Source organism: Type-E symbiont of Plautia stali (assembly GCF_059731115.1).
In genome coordinates this window covers 1,086,560-1,103,926 of record NZ_AP035906.1, presented here as the reverse complement: position 1 = coordinate 1,103,926, position 17,367 = coordinate 1,086,560, and the positions used below count along the sequence as shown (strand labels likewise).

General features: G+C 54.2%; 20 protein-coding genes, 1 other RNA gene and 1 other annotated feature. Of the genes, 11 read left to right on the top strand and 10 right to left on the bottom strand.

Going from position 1 to position 17,367, the window contains the following annotated elements; translation table 11 throughout:
- Positions 1–48 precede the first annotated feature (48 nt).
- The 3 genes from dnaX to AC6I8L_RS04960 form a co-directional block, all read right to left on the bottom strand.
- Positions 49–2,121 carry a DNA polymerase III subunit gamma/tau gene (gene dnaX / locus AC6I8L_RS04970; RefSeq protein WP_058962245.1) on the bottom strand — a complete coding sequence of 691 codons (2,073 nt, stop codon included), beginning with the start codon at positions 2,119–2,121 and terminating at the stop codon, positions 49–51.
- Positions 646–707 (bottom strand) — a sequence feature (DnaX frameshifting element). It overlaps the preceding gene by 62 nt.
- A gap of 284 nt (positions 2,122–2,405) precedes the next feature.
- The gene (gene apt / locus AC6I8L_RS04965; protein WP_058962246.1) at positions 2,406–2,957 is read right to left on the bottom strand and encodes an adenine phosphoribosyltransferase; all 552 of its coding nucleotides are present in this window, start codon (positions 2,955–2,957) and stop codon (positions 2,406–2,408) included.
- 153 nt (positions 2,958–3,110) lie between these two features.
- Positions 3,111–3,491 (bottom strand): DUF454 family protein, encoded by a 381-nt coding sequence (locus AC6I8L_RS04960; protein WP_058962247.1) that lies wholly within the window; start codon positions 3,489–3,491, stop codon positions 3,111–3,113.
- Between the two features lie 57 nt (positions 3,492–3,548).
- Between AC6I8L_RS04960 and priC the strand changes: the two genes are divergently transcribed.
- The 3 genes from priC to rsmS all read left to right on the top strand — a co-directional run bounded on the left by priC (position 3,549) and on the right by rsmS (position 4,648).
- Complete coding sequence (gene priC, locus AC6I8L_RS04955) at positions 3,549–4,061, top strand: primosomal replication protein PriC (RefSeq protein WP_058962248.1); 513 nt, start codon at positions 3,549–3,551, stop codon at positions 4,059–4,061.
- A 173-nt stretch (positions 4,062–4,234) separates the two neighbouring features.
- Entirely contained in the window at positions 4,235–4,480 is a 246-nt protein-coding gene (locus tag AC6I8L_RS04950) for a GlsB/YeaQ/YmgE family stress response membrane protein (RefSeq protein WP_058962249.1), read from the top strand.
- A gap of 12 nt (positions 4,481–4,492) precedes the next feature.
- Positions 4,493–4,648 carry a pleiotropic regulatory protein RsmS gene (rsmS, locus tag AC6I8L_RS04945; RefSeq protein WP_064511361.1) on the top strand — a complete coding sequence of 52 codons (156 nt, stop codon included), beginning with the start codon at positions 4,493–4,495 and terminating at the stop codon, positions 4,646–4,648.
- On the opposite strand, the gene acrR is transcribed toward rsmS, so the two are convergent.
- The gene (gene acrR / locus AC6I8L_RS04940; RefSeq protein WP_058962250.1) at positions 4,645–5,283 is read right to left on the bottom strand and encodes a multidrug efflux transporter transcriptional repressor AcrR; all 639 of its coding nucleotides are present in this window, start codon (positions 5,281–5,283) and stop codon (positions 4,645–4,647) included. The genes rsmS and acrR overlap by 4 nt on opposite strands.
- 142 nt (positions 5,284–5,425) lie before the next feature.
- Between acrR and AC6I8L_RS04935 the strand changes: the two genes are divergently transcribed.
- Both AC6I8L_RS04935 and AC6I8L_RS04930 read left to right on the top strand, forming a co-directional pair.
- Positions 5,426–6,616, top strand: coding sequence for an efflux RND transporter periplasmic adaptor subunit (locus AC6I8L_RS04935; RefSeq protein ID WP_034828153.1), 1,191 nt, complete (start codon positions 5,426–5,428; stop codon positions 6,614–6,616).
- Positions 6,617–6,633: 17 nt separating this feature from the next.
- Complete coding sequence (locus AC6I8L_RS04930; RefSeq protein ID WP_058962251.1) at positions 6,634–9,783, top strand: multidrug efflux RND transporter permease subunit AcrB; 3,150 nt, start codon at positions 6,634–6,636, stop codon at positions 9,781–9,783.
- A 44-nt stretch (positions 9,784–9,827) separates the two neighbouring features.
- On the opposite strand, the gene AC6I8L_RS04925 is transcribed toward AC6I8L_RS04930, so the two are convergent.
- Positions 9,828–11,144 carry an IS4 family transposase gene (locus tag AC6I8L_RS04925; RefSeq protein ID WP_058962543.1) on the bottom strand — a complete coding sequence of 439 codons (1,317 nt, stop codon included), beginning with the start codon at positions 11,142–11,144 and terminating at the stop codon, positions 9,828–9,830.
- Between the two features lie 229 nt (positions 11,145–11,373).
- On the opposite strand from AC6I8L_RS04925, the gene AC6I8L_RS04920 reads away from it, so the two are divergent.
- The gene (locus AC6I8L_RS04920; RefSeq protein ID WP_038648520.1) at positions 11,374–11,631 is read left to right on the top strand and encodes a type B 50S ribosomal protein L31; all 258 of its coding nucleotides are present in this window, start codon (positions 11,374–11,376) and stop codon (positions 11,629–11,631) included.
- 14 nt (positions 11,632–11,645) lie between these two features.
- Positions 11,646–11,786 carry a type B 50S ribosomal protein L36 gene (gene ykgO, locus AC6I8L_RS04915; RefSeq protein WP_008103894.1) on the top strand — a complete coding sequence of 47 codons (141 nt, stop codon included), beginning with the start codon at positions 11,646–11,648 and terminating at the stop codon, positions 11,784–11,786.
- A 44-nt stretch (positions 11,787–11,830) separates the two neighbouring features.
- On the opposite strand, the gene AC6I8L_RS04910 is transcribed toward ykgO, so the two are convergent.
- Genes AC6I8L_RS04910 through AC6I8L_RS04900 form a run of 3 tightly spaced genes read right to left on the bottom strand, consistent with a single transcriptional unit; the run spans position 11,831 to position 14,223 of the window.
- Complete coding sequence (locus AC6I8L_RS04910; RefSeq protein ID WP_058962373.1) at positions 11,831–12,709, bottom strand: metal ABC transporter substrate-binding protein; 879 nt, start codon at positions 12,707–12,709, stop codon at positions 11,831–11,833.
- Between the two features lie 21 nt (positions 12,710–12,730).
- A complete protein-coding gene (locus AC6I8L_RS04905) occupies positions 12,731–13,570 on the bottom strand; it encodes a metal ABC transporter permease (RefSeq protein WP_045816335.1) in 840 nt (279 codons plus the stop codon).
- Positions 13,567–14,223: a metal ABC transporter ATP-binding protein gene (locus AC6I8L_RS04900; RefSeq protein ID WP_058962374.1), complete on the bottom strand. Its 657-nt coding sequence runs from the start codon at positions 14,221–14,223 to the stop codon at positions 13,567–13,569. Before AC6I8L_RS04900 ends, AC6I8L_RS04905 begins: the two co-directional genes overlap by 4 nt.
- A gap of 341 nt (positions 14,224–14,564) precedes the next feature.
- Between AC6I8L_RS04900 and AC6I8L_RS04895 the strand changes: the two genes are divergently transcribed.
- From AC6I8L_RS04895 to hha, 3 genes are all read left to right on the top strand, one after another.
- Complete coding sequence (locus AC6I8L_RS04895; RefSeq protein ID WP_034828141.1) at positions 14,565–14,918, top strand: hypothetical protein; 354 nt, start codon at positions 14,565–14,567, stop codon at positions 14,916–14,918.
- Between the two features lie 146 nt (positions 14,919–15,064).
- Positions 15,065–15,442, top strand: coding sequence for an Hha toxicity modulator TomB (gene tomB, locus AC6I8L_RS04890; protein ID WP_034828139.1), 378 nt, complete (start codon positions 15,065–15,067; stop codon positions 15,440–15,442).
- A 24-nt stretch (positions 15,443–15,466) separates the two neighbouring features.
- Positions 15,467–15,685: a hemolysin expression-modulating protein Hha gene (gene hha / locus AC6I8L_RS04885; protein ID WP_034828137.1), complete on the top strand. Its 219-nt coding sequence runs from the start codon at positions 15,467–15,469 to the stop codon at positions 15,683–15,685.
- A gap of 128 nt (positions 15,686–15,813) precedes the next feature.
- Here the strand turns inward: hha and ffs are convergent.
- An RNA gene (gene ffs / locus AC6I8L_RS04880) (signal recognition particle sRNA small type) lies at positions 15,814–15,910 on the bottom strand.
- A 176-nt stretch (positions 15,911–16,086) separates the two neighbouring features.
- Between ffs and AC6I8L_RS04875 the strand changes: the two genes are divergently transcribed.
- Positions 16,087–16,398, top strand: a complete 312-nt coding sequence (locus AC6I8L_RS04875) for an MGMT family protein (RefSeq protein ID WP_058962376.1) — start codon at positions 16,087–16,089, stop codon at positions 16,396–16,398.
- Between the two features lie 306 nt (positions 16,399–16,704).
- Here the strand turns inward: AC6I8L_RS04875 and AC6I8L_RS04870 are convergent, their stop codons facing one another.
- On the bottom strand, positions 16,705–17,262 hold the full coding sequence (locus tag AC6I8L_RS04870) for a YbaY family lipoprotein (RefSeq protein ID WP_034828134.1): 558 nt from the start codon (positions 17,260–17,262) through the stop codon (positions 16,705–16,707).
- Between the last annotated feature and the right edge of the window lie 105 nt (positions 17,263–17,367).

Here is a 17,367-nt window from a genome sequence, read left to right as displayed (position 1 = left end):
TTCTCTCTCTGCTGGGGCTGCGCGCCACTCACGCGCGACAGCGGGTGTTCAAACGGGTCGAATACTCTCTTCATCCAGATCGGCATCGAAGAATCGACGCAATGTCTGAATGTGAGTATCGCTTTCAATCGACTGGCGCGCCTGCACCAGTTTCTCTTCATAAATGGCCTGACGCCATTCCAGTGGCGTCAACACCGCAGGATTATCGTCTTCAACGATGGTCAGTTCAACCGTTTGTCCGGCTGCCTGACTGAGCGCTTCCGTCAACGCCTGTTTTGCCGACGCTGAATTCAGGTGACGCTGACTGCTGCGCAAATGCAGCGTGACGGCGTTCTCGCCCACCTCTTTCCACGCGTTTAACGCCACCTGCTGCACCAGTTTTGGCAACGTCAGTGCGGCTATTTCGGCGGCCCACGCATCGCGCTGCTGGGCTTCTTCGGCCAGACGAAGCGCCAGCTCAGGCGTTTTCTCATGCTCCAGAGCAGAACGCAAGGCTTTTGGCGTTGCGATAGGCTCCGCTTTTACCTCGACCGTTTGCTGGGCTTTCCAGCGATAGGCTTCTGGCTTCGCGGGCGTTTTTACCGCGGGTTCAGACGCACGCTGCTGCACGCGTTCGGTGACACTGGCAAGACGTTCCAGCGCCGGGTTCGCCGGCCGCGCGGGACGCGCTGCCGGCTCACTCTTTTTTGCTTTGCCGGCTCCCTGACGCAGCAACTGCGTTCGCGCCTGTAACAGCTGGCTGGTGGAGTCGGACATATGTTCTGGCGCCGGTTGCATATCGGCGTAATCATCAGCCATCGGCGGTGGCGCCATCTGCGGCTGCGCGGCAGAGGCGGTGCGAGGTGCCGAAGAAGTGGCTGCAGGTCCGGGAGCGGAAGCCGCTGGCGTTGCTGACACGGCAGTGTTGGCTGACGAAGCTGGAGCAGTAACCTGAGCGGAAGAGGCCGGCGCAGCAACGCCTGCGGATGCAGCAGACGCTTGCGGTGCCGCCTGCGGAATCAGGCTGGGCCGCGCAACCGGCTCGGCAATAGTCGCCTGCGGATGGAATGCCAGCGCACGCAGTAGCGTCATCTCGACGCCGAGGCGGCGATCCGGTGCCAGTGGCAGATCTTTACGTCCCATCAGTAAGGTCTGGTAATAAAGTTGCACGTCGGCGGGTGGCAATACGCGCGCTAAATCGCGCAAGCGCTGTGCCTGATTCACATCATCCTCGCCCAGTGAAGCCGGCAGCAGTTGCACCATCGCCACACGATGCAGCAATCGCAGCATCTCGACCAGCAGCGCTTCCCACTCGACACCCCGCGATGCCGCCTGATTCAGCAGTGCCATCACCTGTTCACCCTGGCCCTCCACCAGCGCTTCAATCAGCGCCAGCGGCTGTTCGTCATCCAGCGTGCCCAGCATTTGCGCCACGGTTTCACGCGTCACGCTGCCCTGCCCCATGGCAATCGCCTGATCGGTGAGACTCAGGGCATCACGCATACTGCCATCAGCGGCACGCGCCAGCAGATGCAGTGCACGCGGCTCGGCGGCAATCTGCTCCTGCTGCAATATATGCACTAACTGCTGCTGAATTTGCTCGACGTCGAGCGCTTTAAGATGGAACTGCAGGCAACGCGACAGAATGGTCACCGGCAGTTTTTGCGGATCGGTGGTCGCCAGCAGGAATTTGACGTGCGACGGCGGCTCTTCCAGCGTTTTCAACAGCGCATTAAAGCTGTGACGCGAGAGCATGTGCACTTCATCGATCAGATAAACCTTGAAGCGACCGCGCGCCGGGGCGTACTGCACGTTATCCAGCAGATCGCGCGTGTCTTCGACTTTGGTGCGCGACGCGGCATCGATCTCAATCAGATCGACAAAGCGCCCCTGCTCGATTTCACGGCAGTTATCACACTGACCACATGGCGTGGAGGTGATGCCGGTTTCGCAGTTAAGACCTTTCGCCAGCAAACGGGCGATCGAGGTTTTCCCCACGCCGCGTGTACCGGAGAAGAGATAAGCATGATGGATTCGTCCCAGTGACAATCCGTTGGCCAGCGCAGTCAGCACATGTTCCTGACCGACTACGTCAGCGAAAGCCTGGGGACGCCATTTTCGCGCAAGTACCTGATAGCTCATGTGGATTCAATCACTGGAATTTATTGAGTTGGCACAGCGGTGCGGCTAAGTGAACCGGGTTCCGCCACAAGACAAAGAGGAAAAATGCAGCTTCGCAACCCCTGTTTATATGGGCAGTAGTCTAACAGCCACAACAGGATATGCCTATACCCGCGCTGCAGGCGCTGAATTTCATCGCGCATCCGCTTGAGCGGTACGATTTATCAGATATTGATACAAAGGTACGACGGCAGGAACGCGCAATGAAATGCGCCGCGATGGCCAAGGCCAGCGGCGCACAGACCTTAATGGCCGGGGAAATTCACGAGGCTGTAGCAATCAATGCCGATCGCGTTAAGGCGCGCTTCACCGCTCAGATCAAACAGGTTGATCACGAACGCAGCATCTTTCACTTCACCACCGGCACGGCGGATCAGTTTCACCGTGGCTTCCAGCGTACCGCCGGTGGCCAGCAGATCGTCCACCACCAGCACCACATCACCTGGCTTAATGGCATCTTTGTGCAGCTCCAGCGCATCAGAACCGTACTCCAGCTCATAGCTCTCGCTGTAGGTTTCACGCGGCAGCTTGCCCGGCTTACGCACCGGCACAAAACCGACACCCAGACCCAGTGCCACCGGTGCACCAAACAGGAAGCCACGTGCTTCGGTACCCACCACTTTGGTGATACCTTTGTCACGATAGCGTTCAACCAGAATGGCAATCGACGCAGCATAGGCCTGCGGATCTTCCATCAAACTGGTGACGTCACGGAACAGGATGCCCGGCTTAGGGTAGTCAGGGATGCTTTTGATGCTGTTTTTGATGAGTTCAAGCTGCTGAGCAGTTGCGGTCATAAGTGTTACGCCTGGAAAAATATCTAATACGCGCAGCATCCGACAGCGCCAATACCCGGAAACCGGGTTAAGCGAAGACGTTTAAAAAGGGAAGCCACGCACGAAGATGCCCAAATCTATGCAAATACCTGTCTAAATGCAACCCTGCCGCACTTAATCGCCGCTGTCAGCATTTTCTGCCACTACCGGGATACGCCACATAAACAACAGCAGCGCGCACAACATGATGCCCAGCATAATCCGCACCCACAGCATGTTAACCAGATAAATAGAAGCGGCAAAGGTGATGACAATCAGCAACATGGCGCGGCCTTTGGCGCCGGGCGGCATGGCGCGATGCTGTTGCCAGTGGCGGATATAGCGACCAAACGGCGAGCGCCACAGCAGCCAGTGATGAAAACGCGGTGACGAACGGGCAAAGCACCAGGCGGCCAGCAACATAAATGGCGTGGTCGGTAATAAAGGTAATACAATGCCCAGCGTGCCCAGCACAATCGCCAGCCAGCCAAGACACAGAAGAAAAATTCGTTGCATGCCTGATGCCTGATAAAATCGGAACTGCGCTACGTTAACACAGTCGGAATCAGAGTGATGCCCCAACCGCCCGCACATCAACGTCTGCTCGCCATTGTCGATCAGCTACGACGGCAAATCGCGCAGCAACGCGATGGTGCGTGCCGACAGCCCCGTTTTGACGCCCAACTGTTCCATTGCAAAGGCACGCGGCTCGCTGATTATCTTGCTGAGCTGGAACAGAATTTAACCCAGCTCATCGCTGCTGATACCAACGTCATACGCCGTCAGTGGCTGGCGGAGAAAGTGCTGGACCAGATTGCCGCCCTGCAACGCGAATGCCAGAGCCAGCAACTGCGCACCCCGCGTGAGCGTCCTCGCGTTGATCCGCGCCAGTCGAAGCGCGAAGAGTATCAGGGCTATGAAACGCGCTTGCTGGCGATGATCGAACAACGTGAGCAACATCTGGCGCGCGCCGAAACCCTCAGCGTGCAGCAGCAGTTGATCCGCGATATCGAAGTGCTGCACGAGCGGCTGGCACGCTGTCGCCATGCGATGCACAAACTGGAAATGTCAGGCCCGGCACGGTAATCGCCGCCCACTTTCCTCTATACCCGTCATACTTCACATGGCAGGTGCGTTGGCTACGCTCATTCCCCCCATGTCTGCATGAGTAAGCCCCTGCGGGTTCATTCCTTTGCCACTTGCCTGCACCTGAAATTATTTAGGATATATACTCCCCCTATGAATGAAGGAGGAAAATCATGACCCTAATTATGTGGATGGCGATTGGCGTGGTGGCTGGCTGCATCAAGCGCATGGTTTTTCCCGGTCGGCCGGGTGGGTTTGTTCCGACGCTGGTGCTGGCAGTGATTGGTGCGTTAATTGGGGGTTACATCGCGACTTATTTTACAACGGGTGATTTAGCGACGTTGCATCCCGCTGGCTTTGGGGTGGCACTGCTGGGTTCCATTTTGATGCTGCTGGTGGCGGCAAAATTACGTATTTAACAAGGAGAGATCATGTCACTGGAAACTGCATCCGATGAGATCAAACTGGCAGTGGATTTGATTCAACTGCTGGAAGAGAACCAGGTGCCGACCGCAACCGTGTTAGCCGCGCTGGCGATTGTCCAACGCGATTATCAGCAGAAACAGGCGGCAGAGGGCGTAAATTAACGCGCCGAGGAAAGAGTGGGACTGAGTCGCAGCATATCAATAAAGGCATCCACCAACTGCGGCGCATCTGCTGCCAGATCAAACGCCTGCGGGTTAAACAGCCAGTTTTCCATCATACCGTTGATATAGCCGCACATCAGACGCGCCGATTGCAACGTGTTCAATCCCGCAGGCAACTGGCCCACTTCGATACACTCACGTAGCACCAATTCAATTCGGTCGTAACACTCAAGCAGTAAACTTTGACGCATATCCTGTAATGTCGACATTTCGCCAACGAATTCACATTTATGGAAGATAATCTCCATTAAAGCGCGTCTTTGTGGATCCTTTGCTGTGGCGTCAAGGATATAGATCAACATCGAACGGATAACAGAAAGTGGATCGCCCGGGTATTTTGTCTGATACTCAAGTTCCACATCGTCAAGCCCAGCGTCACACCGAAGCCAGATTTCATGCAGAACATCGGCTTTATTTTTGAAATGCCAGTAGATAGCACCGCGCGTGACGCCGGCCGCTGCTGCGATATCTGCCAGGGATGTGGCAGCCACACCGTGTTCAGAGAAGTGTGCTAAAGCGGCATCCAGAATTTGGTTCCGCGTTTCAAGTGCTTGCGCTTTGGTTTTTCGTGCCATAGAGGACTTTTTTTACAAACTGGCAAGTTTACATACATTTGTGAATGTATGTACCATAGCACGACCCGTGTTTTAACGCAGCAATGGGTTTATCGGTTTGTGATCCATTGATCATTTGATATCGGACACTAGAGGTTTATTTATGAATAAAAACAGAGGATTAGCGCCTCTGGCGGCCGTCCTGATGCTTTCAGGCAGCTTTGTGTTAACAGGATGTGATGATAATAAATCCCAGCAAGCCGCCCAGCAGCAGCCCCCAGAAGTGGGTGTTGTGACGTTAAAAAACGAGCCTTTGAAAATTACCACCGAACTGCCAGGACGTACTTCGGCATTCCGCGTGGCAGAAGTGCGCCCTCAGGTGTCAGGCATTATTCTGAAGCGTAATTTTGAGGAAGGGACGGATATCAAAGCAGGCGTGTCCCTGTATCAGATCGATCCGGCAACTTACCAGGCGGCTTATGACAGCGCCAAAGGCGATTTAGCACAGGCGCAAGCCAATGCACACGTCGCGCAGTTAACCATCAAACGTTATAAGCCGCTGCTGGGTACTAAGTACATCAGTCAGCAGGACTATGACACCGCTGCGGCCACCGCTGCACAGACGGCTGCAGCCGTTCAGGCAGCCCAGGCTAACGTGGAAACCGCCCGCATCAATCTGGCTTACACCAAAGTGACGTCGCCGATCAGCGGTCGCATTGGTAAATCGTCAGTCACTGAGGGCGCTCTGGTCTCCAGCGGTCAAACCACTGCGCTGGCAACCGTGCAGCAGCTCGATCCTATGTATGTCGATGTGACCCAATCCAGTGATGATTTCCTGCGTTTGCGCGCAGAACTGGAATCCGGTCAGCTGAAACAGAATGACGGCAAAGCCAACGTCACGCTCTTGATGCAAAACGGTAACGCATACACGCAGACAGGCACATTGGAATTCTCTGATGTGACCGTGGATGAAACTACCGGCTCCATCACGCTGCGCGCCATCTTCCCGAACCCGGACCACCGCCTGCTGCCAGGGATGTTTGTGCGTGCGCGTCTGGATGAAGGCACCAACCCAACCGCACTGCTGGTACCGCAACAGGGCGTAACTCGTACCCCAACCGGTCAGGCAACCGCGATGGTAGTGGGCGCAGATAACAAAGTGGAAGTCCGTAATATCACCGCTAATCAGGCATTTGGCGACAAATGGCTGGTAACTGATGGCCTGAAAGAAGGCGATCGCGTGATCACCGTCGGTCTTCAGCGTGCCAAGCCAGGTGCGCAGGTGACACCACAAGAAGTCAAAGATGATGCCAAAGCAGCACCGGAATCACAGTCTGCTAAATCATCGTCCTAAACAGGAGCCACTGATACATGGCTAAGTTCTTTATCGATCGCCCCATTTTTGCCTGGGTGCTTGCCATCATCATTATGCTGGCAGGTACTCTTGCGATTATCAGCTTGCCGATTGAGCAATATCCCAATGTTGCGCCGCCGGCGGTTGAAATCCAGGCAACCTACCCGGGTGCTGATGCGAAAACGCTGCAGGATTCGGTAACCCAGGTTATCGAACAAAACATGAACGGCATCGATGGCCTGATGTATATGGCCTCGAGCAGTGACTCGTCCGGTACATTGACTCTGACCCTGACCTTCCAGTCCGGTACTAACGCAGATATTGCGCAGGTACAGGTACAGAACAAGCTGCAGCTGGCCATGCCACTGCTGCCGCAGGAAGTACAGCAACAAGGTATTCAGGTTAAAAAGTCTTCCAGCAGCTTCCTGATGGTGGCCGGCTTTGTCAGTGATGACGGCAGCATGACGCAGAATGACATCTCTGACTACGTCGCTTCCAACATCAAAGATCCGATCAGCCGTACGCCTGGCGTCGGTGATACTCAGGTGTTTGGTGCGCAGTACGCGATGCGCATCTGGCTTGATCCACACAAACTGAACAACTACCAGCTGACGCCGGTGGATGTCATCAGTGCGTTGGGAACTCAGAACACCCAGGTCGCCGCCGGTCAGTTGGGTGGCACACCGCCCGTACCGGGCCAGCAGTTGAACGCCTCGATCATTGCGCAGACCCGTCTGACCAATACTGAAGAGTTCGGCAACATCATGCTGAAAGTGAACCAGGATGGCTCACAGGTACGCTTGCGTGACGTGGCGAAGATTGAACTCGGTGGTGAAAACTACGAGATCATCGCCCGCTACAACGGCAAACCGGCTTCGGGTATCGGTGTGAAACTGGCAACCGGTGCGAATGCATTGGATACCGCCAAAGCGGTGAAAGATGAGCTGGCCAAACTGCAGCCGTTCTTCCCGTCAGGCATGAAAACCGTTTATCCGTACGACACCACGCCGTTCGTGAAGATCTCGATCTTCGAAGTGGTGAAAACGCTGTTTGAGGCGATCGTGCTGGTGTTCCTGGTGATGTACCTGTTCCTGCAGAACTTCCGCGCCACGCTGATTCCGACCATTGCGGTGCCGGTGGTCCTGCTGGGTACGTTTGCGATTATCAGTGCCTTTGGTTACTCGATAAACACCCTGACGATGTTTGGGATGGTGCTCGCCATCGGCCTGTTGGTGGATGATGCCATCGTGGTGGTAGAGAACGTTGAGCGTGTGATGGCGGAAGAAGGTTTACCGCCGAAAGAAGCGACGAAACGTTCAATGGAGCAGATTCAGGGTGCGCTGGTGGGTATTGCCCTGGTGCTGTCCGCAGTATTTATCCCGATGGCCTTCTTCGGCGGCTCGACCGGGGTTATTTATCGTCAGTTCTCGATCACCATCGTTTCCGCGATGGCACTGTCAGTACTGGTGGCGTTGATTCTGACGCCGGCACTCTGTGCCACCATGCTGAAACCGATCAAGAAAGGCGATCACGGTAAAACCACCGGCTTCTTCGGCTGGTTCAACCGCCTGTTTGACAAGAGCACCAACCACTACGTGGATAGCGTGGGTCACATCGTGCGTAGCACCGGTCGTTATCTGGTGATCTACCTGGTGATCGTGGTCGGCATGGCGTATCTGTTCCTGAAACTGCCAACCTCCTTCCTGCCGGAAGAGGATCAGGGTCTGTTACTGGCGCAGGCGCAGTTGCCAGCCGGTGCAACCCAGGAACGTACACAGAAAGTGCTGGATCAGGTGACCGATTACTTCCTGAACAAAGAGAAAGACAGCGTTAACTCGGTATTTACCGTTAACGGCTTTGGCTTTGCGGGTCGTGGTCAGAACACCGGTATTGCCTTCGTCAGCCTGAAACCGTGGGATGAGCGTGGCGATGCCAGCCTGAAAGTGCCAGCGATTGCCGGACGCGCCATGCAGGCGTTGGGTCAGATCAAAGATGCGATGGTCTTCCCGTTCAACCTGCCAGCCATTATCGAGCTGGGTAACGCCACCGGCTTCGACTTCATGCTGACGGACCAGGGTAACCTGGGTCACGAGAAGTTAACCGCCGCGCGTAACCAGCTGTTTGGCATGATTGCCCAGCATCCGGATACGCTGGTGGGCGTGCGTCCAAACGGTATGGAAGATACGCCACAGTACAAACTGATCATCGATCAGGAAAAGGCGCAGGCATTGGGTGTGTCGCTGTCTGACATCAACACCACGCTGGGCGCGGGCTGGGGTGGTTCGTACGTCAATGACTTCATCGACCGCGGTCGTGTGAAGAAAGTGTACGTCATGGGCCAGGCTGACTCGCGTATGTTGCCAGATGACATCAGCAAATGGTTTGTGCGTAACAGCTCCGGCACTATGGTTCCGTTCTCAGCCTTCTCTTCGGCGAAGTGGCAGTACGGTTCACCACGTCTGGAACGTTACAACGGCTTACCATCGATGGAGATTCTGGGTCAGGCTGCACCAGGCAAGAGCTCCGGCGATGCCATGAACCTGATGGAAGAGCTGGCGGGCAAACTGCCTGCGGGTATCGGCTATGACTGGACCGGTATGTCTTATCAGGAACGTCTGTCCGGTAACCAGGCCCCTGCCCTGTACGCCATCTCGCTGATTGTGGTGTTCCTGTGTCTGGCGGCATTGTATGAGAGCTGGTCGATACCGTTCTCCGTTATGCTGGTGGTGCCGCTGGGTGTGGTCGGTGCATTGATCTTCACCACCCTGCGCGGACTCAGTAACGACGTCTACTTCGTGGTGGGACTGCTGACAACCATTGGCTTGTCGGCGAAGAACGCCATCCTGATCGTTGAATTCGCCAAGGATTTGATGGAGAAGGAAGGGAAAGGTTTGGTGGAATCAACTCTGGAAGCAGCACGTATGCGTCTGCGTCCAATTCTGATGACCTCACTGGCCTTTATCCTCGGTGTTCTGCCGCTGGCCATCAGTACCGGTGCTGGTTCCGGCGCACAGAACGCCGTAGGTACTGGCGTAATGGGCGGCATGGTCACCGCCACCGCGCTGGCGATCTTCTTCGTGCCGGTGTTCTTCGTGGTGGTACGTCGCCGCTTTGGTAAGAACAAAGCGGAGATTGAGCAAGGCCATCCGGTCGAGCACAAACACTAAGTTGTCACCTGTTGAAAAGGCCGCGCAAGCGTAATGCTTGTCAGTTAAGATCTTAATGGAGGCCGCAACGGATAACGTTGCGGCTTCTTTTTTACCGCCCTTGGGTAATGCCGCACTCTTCTTTCCGGCAACACCAGCCCTGGCGCCATCGCCATTATCTCTTCCATTATCCGCGGTATTTTTCCCGGTGAGATGCCCGGTAGCAGGCTCAGATGACTTCTCAGATACAGTGCGGACTGCTTAAAACTCATCTGATAAGGTTCCACGCCTTTCAGACTGTACGCCATTTGCGCCATCATGAACCTCAGAAGGTTATAGGCCAGGACCACGCCCCACAGCTCCTGACGCACAAGTTCTGGCTTTTTGCTTCTCAGCGTCAGCTCATTATTCAGCAGGTGTTGTTTCATCTCGCGGAACCCATGCTCTATTTCCCAGCGATGGCTGTACAAATCCACGACATCTGCTTTGGGATACCTCAGGGGGTCGCACATAGATGTCAGGATTTGAACCGTTTTTCCGTTGAGTTCTTTGCTGATAAGCCTTGCCGTCAGCGTGTCTCCAGCACCCTGCCATTTTTTCTTCGCCTGCGGCGACAGCTGTAATTCCACCAACTCCTGCCCGGCTCCTAAGCTACGGACTACACGGTACTGTGCTCCTTTGCGCAGCGGCAGCATCCAGTGTCTTTCCGTTCCCGCTGAGTGCCAGGCGTGCAGCAGACCCAGCGCATAAAAACCTTTATCAAAGAGAGTCAAAGAGTGGTCGGGGGTCTGTGGGATAAGCTGAGCGGCAAGATCGGCTTCGCCGACAGCTGAGACGCTGTCGAACGCTACTGCTGACAGCAGGTGACTGGTGACTTCCATCTGACAGACCATTCGCACCTGCGGCCACTCAGAGCACTTATTAATATTGGCCGTTCGCCCGAAGGCGGCATCATTCTCTGGTGTGTCAGGGATGCGCCATACGGTGCCATCCACCGCCATCAGAGTCAGTCCGTTCCAGTGCGACAGCGGTGTCTTTTCAAACCACAGGCGCTGCGTTTTCTCAAACATTAACCGGATAACATCTTCTCCAAATCGCTGTCGGGCCTGCACAACCGCGCTGGGCGCAACAAAGGGCCTTTTCCCCGGCAGAAGGATATCCAGGTGTGAGACGAGCTGGGTCATCGAATGGGAGCGAAAAAGTGCCATGCCGGTCACAGCCCAGACCATCATTTCCATCGATAACCGGCGCTTCCGTAACGTCACTGTGCCGGTATCAGCAAGACACTCATCAATGAGCTCAGGAGAAAGGAGATCAGAAAGCGCCGAGAATTCCTGAGGCGTAAAGTGATGAACGATATCGAGAGCCTGACTGAGAAGCATAAAAAAATCCGTAATCCCTGAGAGATTACGGATTCTTGCAGAACTGCCGGATCGTTCAACCGATCATTTTTGTCTTAACTGATCGGCATTACGCGCAAGCGGCCTTTTTTATTGCCTGAACACCGCCCTTCACCCGACCATTCAATACCCTTACTGCGATCGCGGTTGCAATCAATTCTCTGCAGGTTCATACTATTGTTATATTATAACATTACATGAGAGTGCAGCTATGAAAGCCAATATCCATCCGCAATACCGTCCCGTGGTGTTCCATGACACCTCTGTCGATGAGTATTTCAAAATCGGTTCCACCATTAAAACCGAACGCACCATTGAGTTCGAAGGTGAAGTGCTGCCGTACGTGACGCTGGATGTCTCGTCTAAATCCCACGTCCACTACACCGGCAAGCAAAAAGATCTCACCAAAGAAGGCAGCGCCGCACGCTTCAACAAGCGTTTCGGCAGCTTCCTGACGCGCGGCAATTAATCAGGAGTTAACGCATGCAGGTTTTAAGTTCATTACGGTCTGCCAAGACCCGTCATAAGGATTGCAAAGTCGTGCGTCGTAAAGGTCGCATTTACGTGATCTGCAAAACGAATCCGCGCTTTAAGGCGGTTCAGGGAAGAAAAAAGAAAAGGTAGGAAAGTGTCGTGATAATTGGCCGGGATGCTCCCCGGCCTTTTTTTTACTTCATGCTCTGCAACATGATATCGACGTTGTGCTTGAAGGCAGCCACATAAGTCGCAGCAGGACCGTTCGCTTCGGACAACGCTTCAGGATAGAGTTCACCACCTGGCTGTGCGCCGGTTTCGCTGGCAATCTGTTTCACCAAACGCGGATCGGTCTGATTCTCCATGAAGTAAGTCTTGATGTGCTCAGCCTTCAGCTGCTTGATAATCGATGCCACATCGCTGGCACTGGCTTCGGCTTCCGTGGAGAAACCGACTGGCGCAAGGAAACTCACACCGTAACGCTGGCCAAAGTAACCAAAGGCATCATGGCTGGTCAGCACTTTACGTTTGCTCTTCGGCACTGCAGCGAATTCTGTTTTCGCCCAGCTATCCAGTTTTTCCAACTGCTGAATGTAGCTTTCACCGCTCTTGCGGATATCCGCCGCATCTTCCGGGTCGGCTTTAATCAGCGCATTCATCACGTTGGTGGCATAAATCACGCCATTGTGCATGCTATTCCACGCGTGTGGGTCAGTCACGGTTTTGCCGTCTTCTTCCATTTTGCGTGTGTTGACGCCGTTGGAGGCGACCACAATCGTGCCTTTATAACCGGAGGCGCTGATCAGGCGATCCATCCACCCTTCCATCCCCAAACCACTCACAAATACCACATTGGCTTTAGCCAATGCCTGGCTATCCTGTGGCGTCGGTTCGAAGGTATGAGGATCGCCGTTAGGCTGCACCAGCGACTTCACGTTAACGTGATCGCCGCCCACTTGCTTAACGATATCCGCCAGCACGGTGAAACTCGCTACCACATCCACGGTTTTCGCCATGGTCAGTGGGCTAATCAACATGGCGCCAATCGCCAGACTCAACGGTAACTTCTTCATTCGTATCCCCTAATTGTATAGTTATCGACGGCGCAACAGGCCGCCACACGGTCCTGTTAAAACAGAAAGCAAAAACAGTACGGCCGCACTCAGCACCACCGCCGGTCCGGCTGGCAGTGAGAAGTGCCAGGAAAGAATTAAACCTACCAGCGCGGCGATCATCGCCAGCAGCATGGCGATGCCGAGCATGCAGGCGAGATGGCGACTCCAGAAACGCGCGCTGGTCGCCGGTAACATCATCAATCCCACCGACATCAACGTGCCGAGCACCTGAAAACCCGCCACCAGATTCAGCACGACCAACATCAGGAAGATGCCGTGGACGATCGGCGCGCTCCACTTGCCTTGCGCACGCAGAAAATCCGGGTCGAACGCATCGATCACCAGCGGACGGAAAATCACTGCCAGCATCAGCAAAGTGAAAGCCGCGATGCCGCCCACCAGCAGGATGGCCGCGTTATCGACGGCCAGCAGTGAACCGAACAGCACGTGCAGCAGATCGACGCTCGATCCGCGCAATGACACCAGCGTCACGCCCAGCGCCAGCGAGCCGAGATAAAAGCCAGAGAAACTGGCGTCCTCTTTTAAGGGGGTGTATCGACTGACGGCACCAGAAAGCAGCGCAACGGCTAACCCCGCAATCAATCCGCCGATGCCCATCGCCACCAGCGATAAGCCGGAAACCAGATAGCCAATCGCCGCGCCAGGCAGCACCGCGTGGGAGAGCGCATCGCCCACCAGACTCATACGACGCAGTGAAAGGAATACACCCAGCGGCGTGGCGCTCAGCGCTAATGCCACACAAGCCACTAATGCACGGCGCATAAAACCAAATTCGATAAACGGTTGAATCAATGTCACGAAGCCACCCTGCGCAGCAGTGGAGTTTGAGCGGAGTCAGCATCATCAAGTGACAACACATCTTTGAAGTAACGCGCGACCAGTGGGCGATCGTGCAACACCACTAATAAGGTGGTGCCCGCCTGCTGCTGCTGCTCAAGGATTGACATCAACAGCGTGACGGTTTGCGTATCGATGCCATTAAAGGGTTCATCCAGCAGCCAGACTTTACTTTGCTGCAGCATCAGGCGCGCAAACAGCACCCGCTGCAACTGGCCGCCGGAAAGCATTGAAGGCTGCGCATCGGCGAAATCACGCATCTGCACGGCATCCAGTGCGGCATCGATCTCCTGTCGCATCGCACGATTGATGCCACCAAACCAGCCGCAGCGCGGCCAGCATCCCATCGCAACCAGCTCATAAACGGTAAGCGGGAAACGGGTTTCTAGCTCACTACGCTGCGGTAACCAGCCAAGCGCCTTAGGCGAAATCTTTAATTCGCAAGTCCCTGCAATCGGCGGCAACAGACCGGCGATGGTTTTCAGTAGCGTGGATTTTCCGGTGCCGTTCGCGCCGATTAATGCCGTCATGCTGCCTGCCGCCAGTTCTCCGGTAACTATCGGCGTCACTGCTTGTCCCTGATAGCCGCCCTGCAAGCGCTTGAAATGCATCATTTCTGCATTCCCCAATAGATAGCGAGCGCCAGGAACGCGATAAGCAGCAGCGCGACCAGCAGGCGGCCGCTAAGTGAAAGGAGTAAACCACTGTGATTCATGGAGGGAGACCAAAACGTTATAACATAACAATTATACTACCTGATTTTCCCCGCGCGATACCCGAGAGAAAGTGTTTCAAAAGTTAACCATTTGGCGCTTACTCTATGGCTATCACTGGATCTGAAGCGATTGAGCGATAAATCCCATCGCAACGATTACGTATTCTGCACAGAGTTAACTTGCAATATTTGGCCAGAACCCCAATGATAGATTCATCCTCCTTTTTTACCGGAAGCGAAATGCAGTCTATTATTCATTGTGATATTGCTGTGGATGAGGACGATTGCGAGAAGTTGCAGGCTATTATCCAGGGGAATATTCTCAAAATAGCCGAAGCCCTGGCAGGTGATTTACAGTGGTATTCTCAAAACGCGCAATTAGTTCCCGACAGTTTTAAGATTATTTCCATTCAACCGCACGATAACAATCGATTTAAAATGCTTTACGATTTTAAGTGGGATTTATTTAATCCTTGCCTGGATTTAAATGAAACATCTACCCAGCATGAAGAGGTTTTGTTCCAGATAGTACCGGGCGCACTGGTGTTTTCAGTGATAGACAATACCCGCCCCTCGCCAGCTGACGAATTGTAATATTTGGTAATCGAGGTGAGCAAAGCTAATGAATGTGGATTATATTTAAAGAGTCGCTGAATTCTTAATATTCGTGATCGCTTCCTGATAGCTTTTCCAAATCTCGCCGCGCTGCGGTCACTGTGCAAGCTCTGGAGGGGAAAAAGATGGACGAATACTCACCAAAACGGCATGATATTGCCCAGCTTAAATTCCTGTGTGAGAACCTGTTTGACGAAAGTATGGCGACACTGACTGACAGCCATCACGGCTGGGTGAATGACCCTACTGCAGAAAGCAATTTACAGCTCAACGATTTGATTGAGCATATCGCTTCTTTCACGATGAATTACAAAATTAAGCACGTTGAAGATGAAGCGCTGATTACGCAAATCGATGAATATCTTGACGATACCTTTATGCTGTTTAGCAGTTATGGAATCAATACTCAGGATCTTCAACGGTGGCAACGTTCAGCAAGACGCTTATTTAATCTGTTTGCCGAAGAGTGCGCTTTTCTCCAACAACCCAGCCATTCCTTTTAGCATCAGAGTGAGACCGGTTTATTTATGAGCAATCAAGCCTTAACCAAAACAGACTATTTGATGCGACTGCGTCGTTGTCGCTCAATTGACACCCTTGAACGGGTGATTGAAAAGAACAAGTACGAATTATCTGACAACGAACTCGCGGTATTTTATTCTGCTGCCGATCATCGTCTCGCTGAACTGACGATGAATAAGCTTTACGACAAAGTACCGGTTTCTGTCTGGAAGTTCGTCCGCTAACTATTTTTACCCGCTGTTCGTTACGCCATCTTTTCCCTTCAGGGAATGATTCACAGGCAAAGGAGTGCCAGCGTTTCGCTGTGTACTGATTTCTTGAGGATTTTTTCGGGGAGTAGAAATGGTGGAGGCCCTGCCAGCTACATCCCGGCACACGCGTCGCCTGCTGCGGCTGCTTCCTTCCGGACCTGACCGAGTTCACAAGTTAGCGTTGCGGGAGAACCAACAGGGCCCCCATTGACGAGCTCTCTTTCGAGAGCGCAGGCATTATCAAGTAACCCCCTGGCAATTGCAAGCGCAGGCCGGGTGACCGTTGTTTTCTTGAACAGCTTGCCAGTAAAACCCTGATTCTCGCCCTCCCGGCATGTTAAAGTCGCCATTTATTCGCTGAATCCGGTGCGTGTATGAATGACACAAGCAATTTCTCCGAGCGCGTCTGGCAAATCATTGCCGCGATCCCCAGAGGCAAAGTCACCACCTACGGCGATATCGCCCTTCTTGCCGGTTCACCGCGCGCAGCCCGACAAGTCGGCGGCGTATTACGTCGCTTACCCGAGGGCAGCAAATTACCGTGGTTCCGCGTCATCAGTCGCCATGGCCGCATTTCTCTGCAGGGCGATGATCTCTTCCGCCAGCGCGATGCGCTGGAAGCCGAAGGCATCGAAGTCAGTGATGCCGGTGAGATTGAATTAGAGAAGTATCGCTGGGAGTACTAAGCGCCCCCCTGCTGAGGTGCGGGCAGGCAACACTGTGGAGTAAAGCATCCCCGCCAAAGATGAAAGTGACGAGTAATCAGAGGCAGTCCGCTAATTCCATGGAACAACTCGCCCCAACACACCCATGCTGAGGTGCGGGTAGGCAACACTGTGGAGTAAAGCGTCACACGCCAGGGATGGCGTGTGCCGAGCGATCAGGGACGAGACAGCGACTTTACGCAACAGTGTTGCCTACCCGCACACTCCCCCGTCCCAGTTTTTTACATGCTTCCCAGGCAGTGCGCCCAGACTAGCACCGAGTGATTTTCACATACTCGTCGGCGCAGGCACCGAAGCAGAAGGCACCACCTGCGTTGGCGACGTTGACGGCACCGTTGTCGCCGCGCCTGGCGTGGTCTGCATCGCCATATTGGTCACAGGTACCAACAGCAGTTCCGCTTTCGTACCGCCCTGATTGATCACCGGCTTCACAGTATCGGTAATGAACGCCAGTTTGCCATCAATAGCGATAGCCGCACTCAACAGAATCCGCGCATTCGGCTGAATATCGGCCGGGTTAAACGGCAGCACAAACTGGAACGGCGCCTGCTTCCCTTCAGTGCGCACCACATGCTGCGCCAGCACTTTCGATGGTGCATCGGCCAGTGAAGCGTCGGACAGCGTAACGGTCAGCACCGCATCCGGCGGCAACGCAATGCGCTGACGAATGTACACCGAACCACTAACATTAGGCTGCGTAATCGCGGCCTGCTGTCCTGCAACCGCGGAGCCCAGCGTTGGGGTGGCTACCGGCTTACTGTGATCGGCACAGCCAGCCAATGCTGCCGCCAGCGTCACACCGCTAATAACATGCCAGAGTTTCATCGATGTCGTCTCCTTATGAACACTATGATTGTCGGCGGACAAATTGTTGGGTAGCTTTTCAACCGCCGAATGCCCTTAATTCTGGCACAAAAAACCGGATTGCGC

Coding starts and splice junctions, on each gene's coding strand:
- dnaX (WP_058962245.1), bottom strand. CDS start 2,121: ATGAGCTATCAGGTACTTGCGCGAAAATGGCGTCCCCAGGCTTTCGCT.
- apt (WP_058962246.1), bottom strand. CDS start 2,957: ATGACCGCAACTGCTCAGCAGCTTGAACTCATCAAAAACAGCATCAAA.
- AC6I8L_RS04960 (WP_058962247.1), bottom strand. CDS start 3,491: ATGCAACGAATTTTTCTTCTGTGTCTTGGCTGGCTGGCGATTGTGCTG.
- priC (WP_058962248.1), top strand. CDS start 3,549: ATGCCCCAACCGCCCGCACATCAACGTCTGCTCGCCATTGTCGATCAG.
- AC6I8L_RS04950 (WP_058962249.1), top strand. CDS start 4,235: ATGACCCTAATTATGTGGATGGCGATTGGCGTGGTGGCTGGCTGCATC.
- rsmS (WP_064511361.1), top strand. CDS start 4,493: ATGTCACTGGAAACTGCATCCGATGAGATCAAACTGGCAGTGGATTTG.
- acrR (WP_058962250.1), bottom strand. CDS start 5,283: ATGGCACGAAAAACCAAAGCGCAAGCACTTGAAACGCGGAACCAAATT.
- AC6I8L_RS04935 (WP_034828153.1), top strand. CDS start 5,426: ATGAATAAAAACAGAGGATTAGCGCCTCTGGCGGCCGTCCTGATGCTT.
- AC6I8L_RS04930 (WP_058962251.1), top strand. CDS start 6,634: ATGGCTAAGTTCTTTATCGATCGCCCCATTTTTGCCTGGGTGCTTGCC.
- AC6I8L_RS04925 (WP_058962543.1), bottom strand. CDS start 11,144: ATGCTTCTCAGTCAGGCTCTCGATATCGTTCATCACTTTACGCCTCAG.
- AC6I8L_RS04920 (WP_038648520.1), top strand. CDS start 11,374: ATGAAAGCCAATATCCATCCGCAATACCGTCCCGTGGTGTTCCATGAC.
- ykgO (WP_008103894.1), top strand. CDS start 11,646: ATGCAGGTTTTAAGTTCATTACGGTCTGCCAAGACCCGTCATAAGGAT.
- AC6I8L_RS04910 (WP_058962373.1), bottom strand. CDS start 12,709: ATGAAGAAGTTACCGTTGAGTCTGGCGATTGGCGCCATGTTGATTAGC.
- AC6I8L_RS04900 (WP_058962374.1), bottom strand. CDS start 14,223: ATGATGCATTTCAAGCGCTTGCAGGGCGGCTATCAGGGACAAGCAGTG.
- AC6I8L_RS04895 (WP_034828141.1), top strand. CDS start 14,565: ATGCAGTCTATTATTCATTGTGATATTGCTGTGGATGAGGACGATTGC.
- tomB (WP_034828139.1), top strand. CDS start 15,065: ATGGACGAATACTCACCAAAACGGCATGATATTGCCCAGCTTAAATTC.
- hha (WP_034828137.1), top strand. CDS start 15,467: ATGAGCAATCAAGCCTTAACCAAAACAGACTATTTGATGCGACTGCGT.
- AC6I8L_RS04875 (WP_058962376.1), top strand. CDS start 16,087: ATGAATGACACAAGCAATTTCTCCGAGCGCGTCTGGCAAATCATTGCC.
- AC6I8L_RS04870 (WP_034828134.1), bottom strand. CDS start 17,262: ATGAAACTCTGGCATGTTATTAGCGGTGTGACGCTGGCGGCAGCATTG.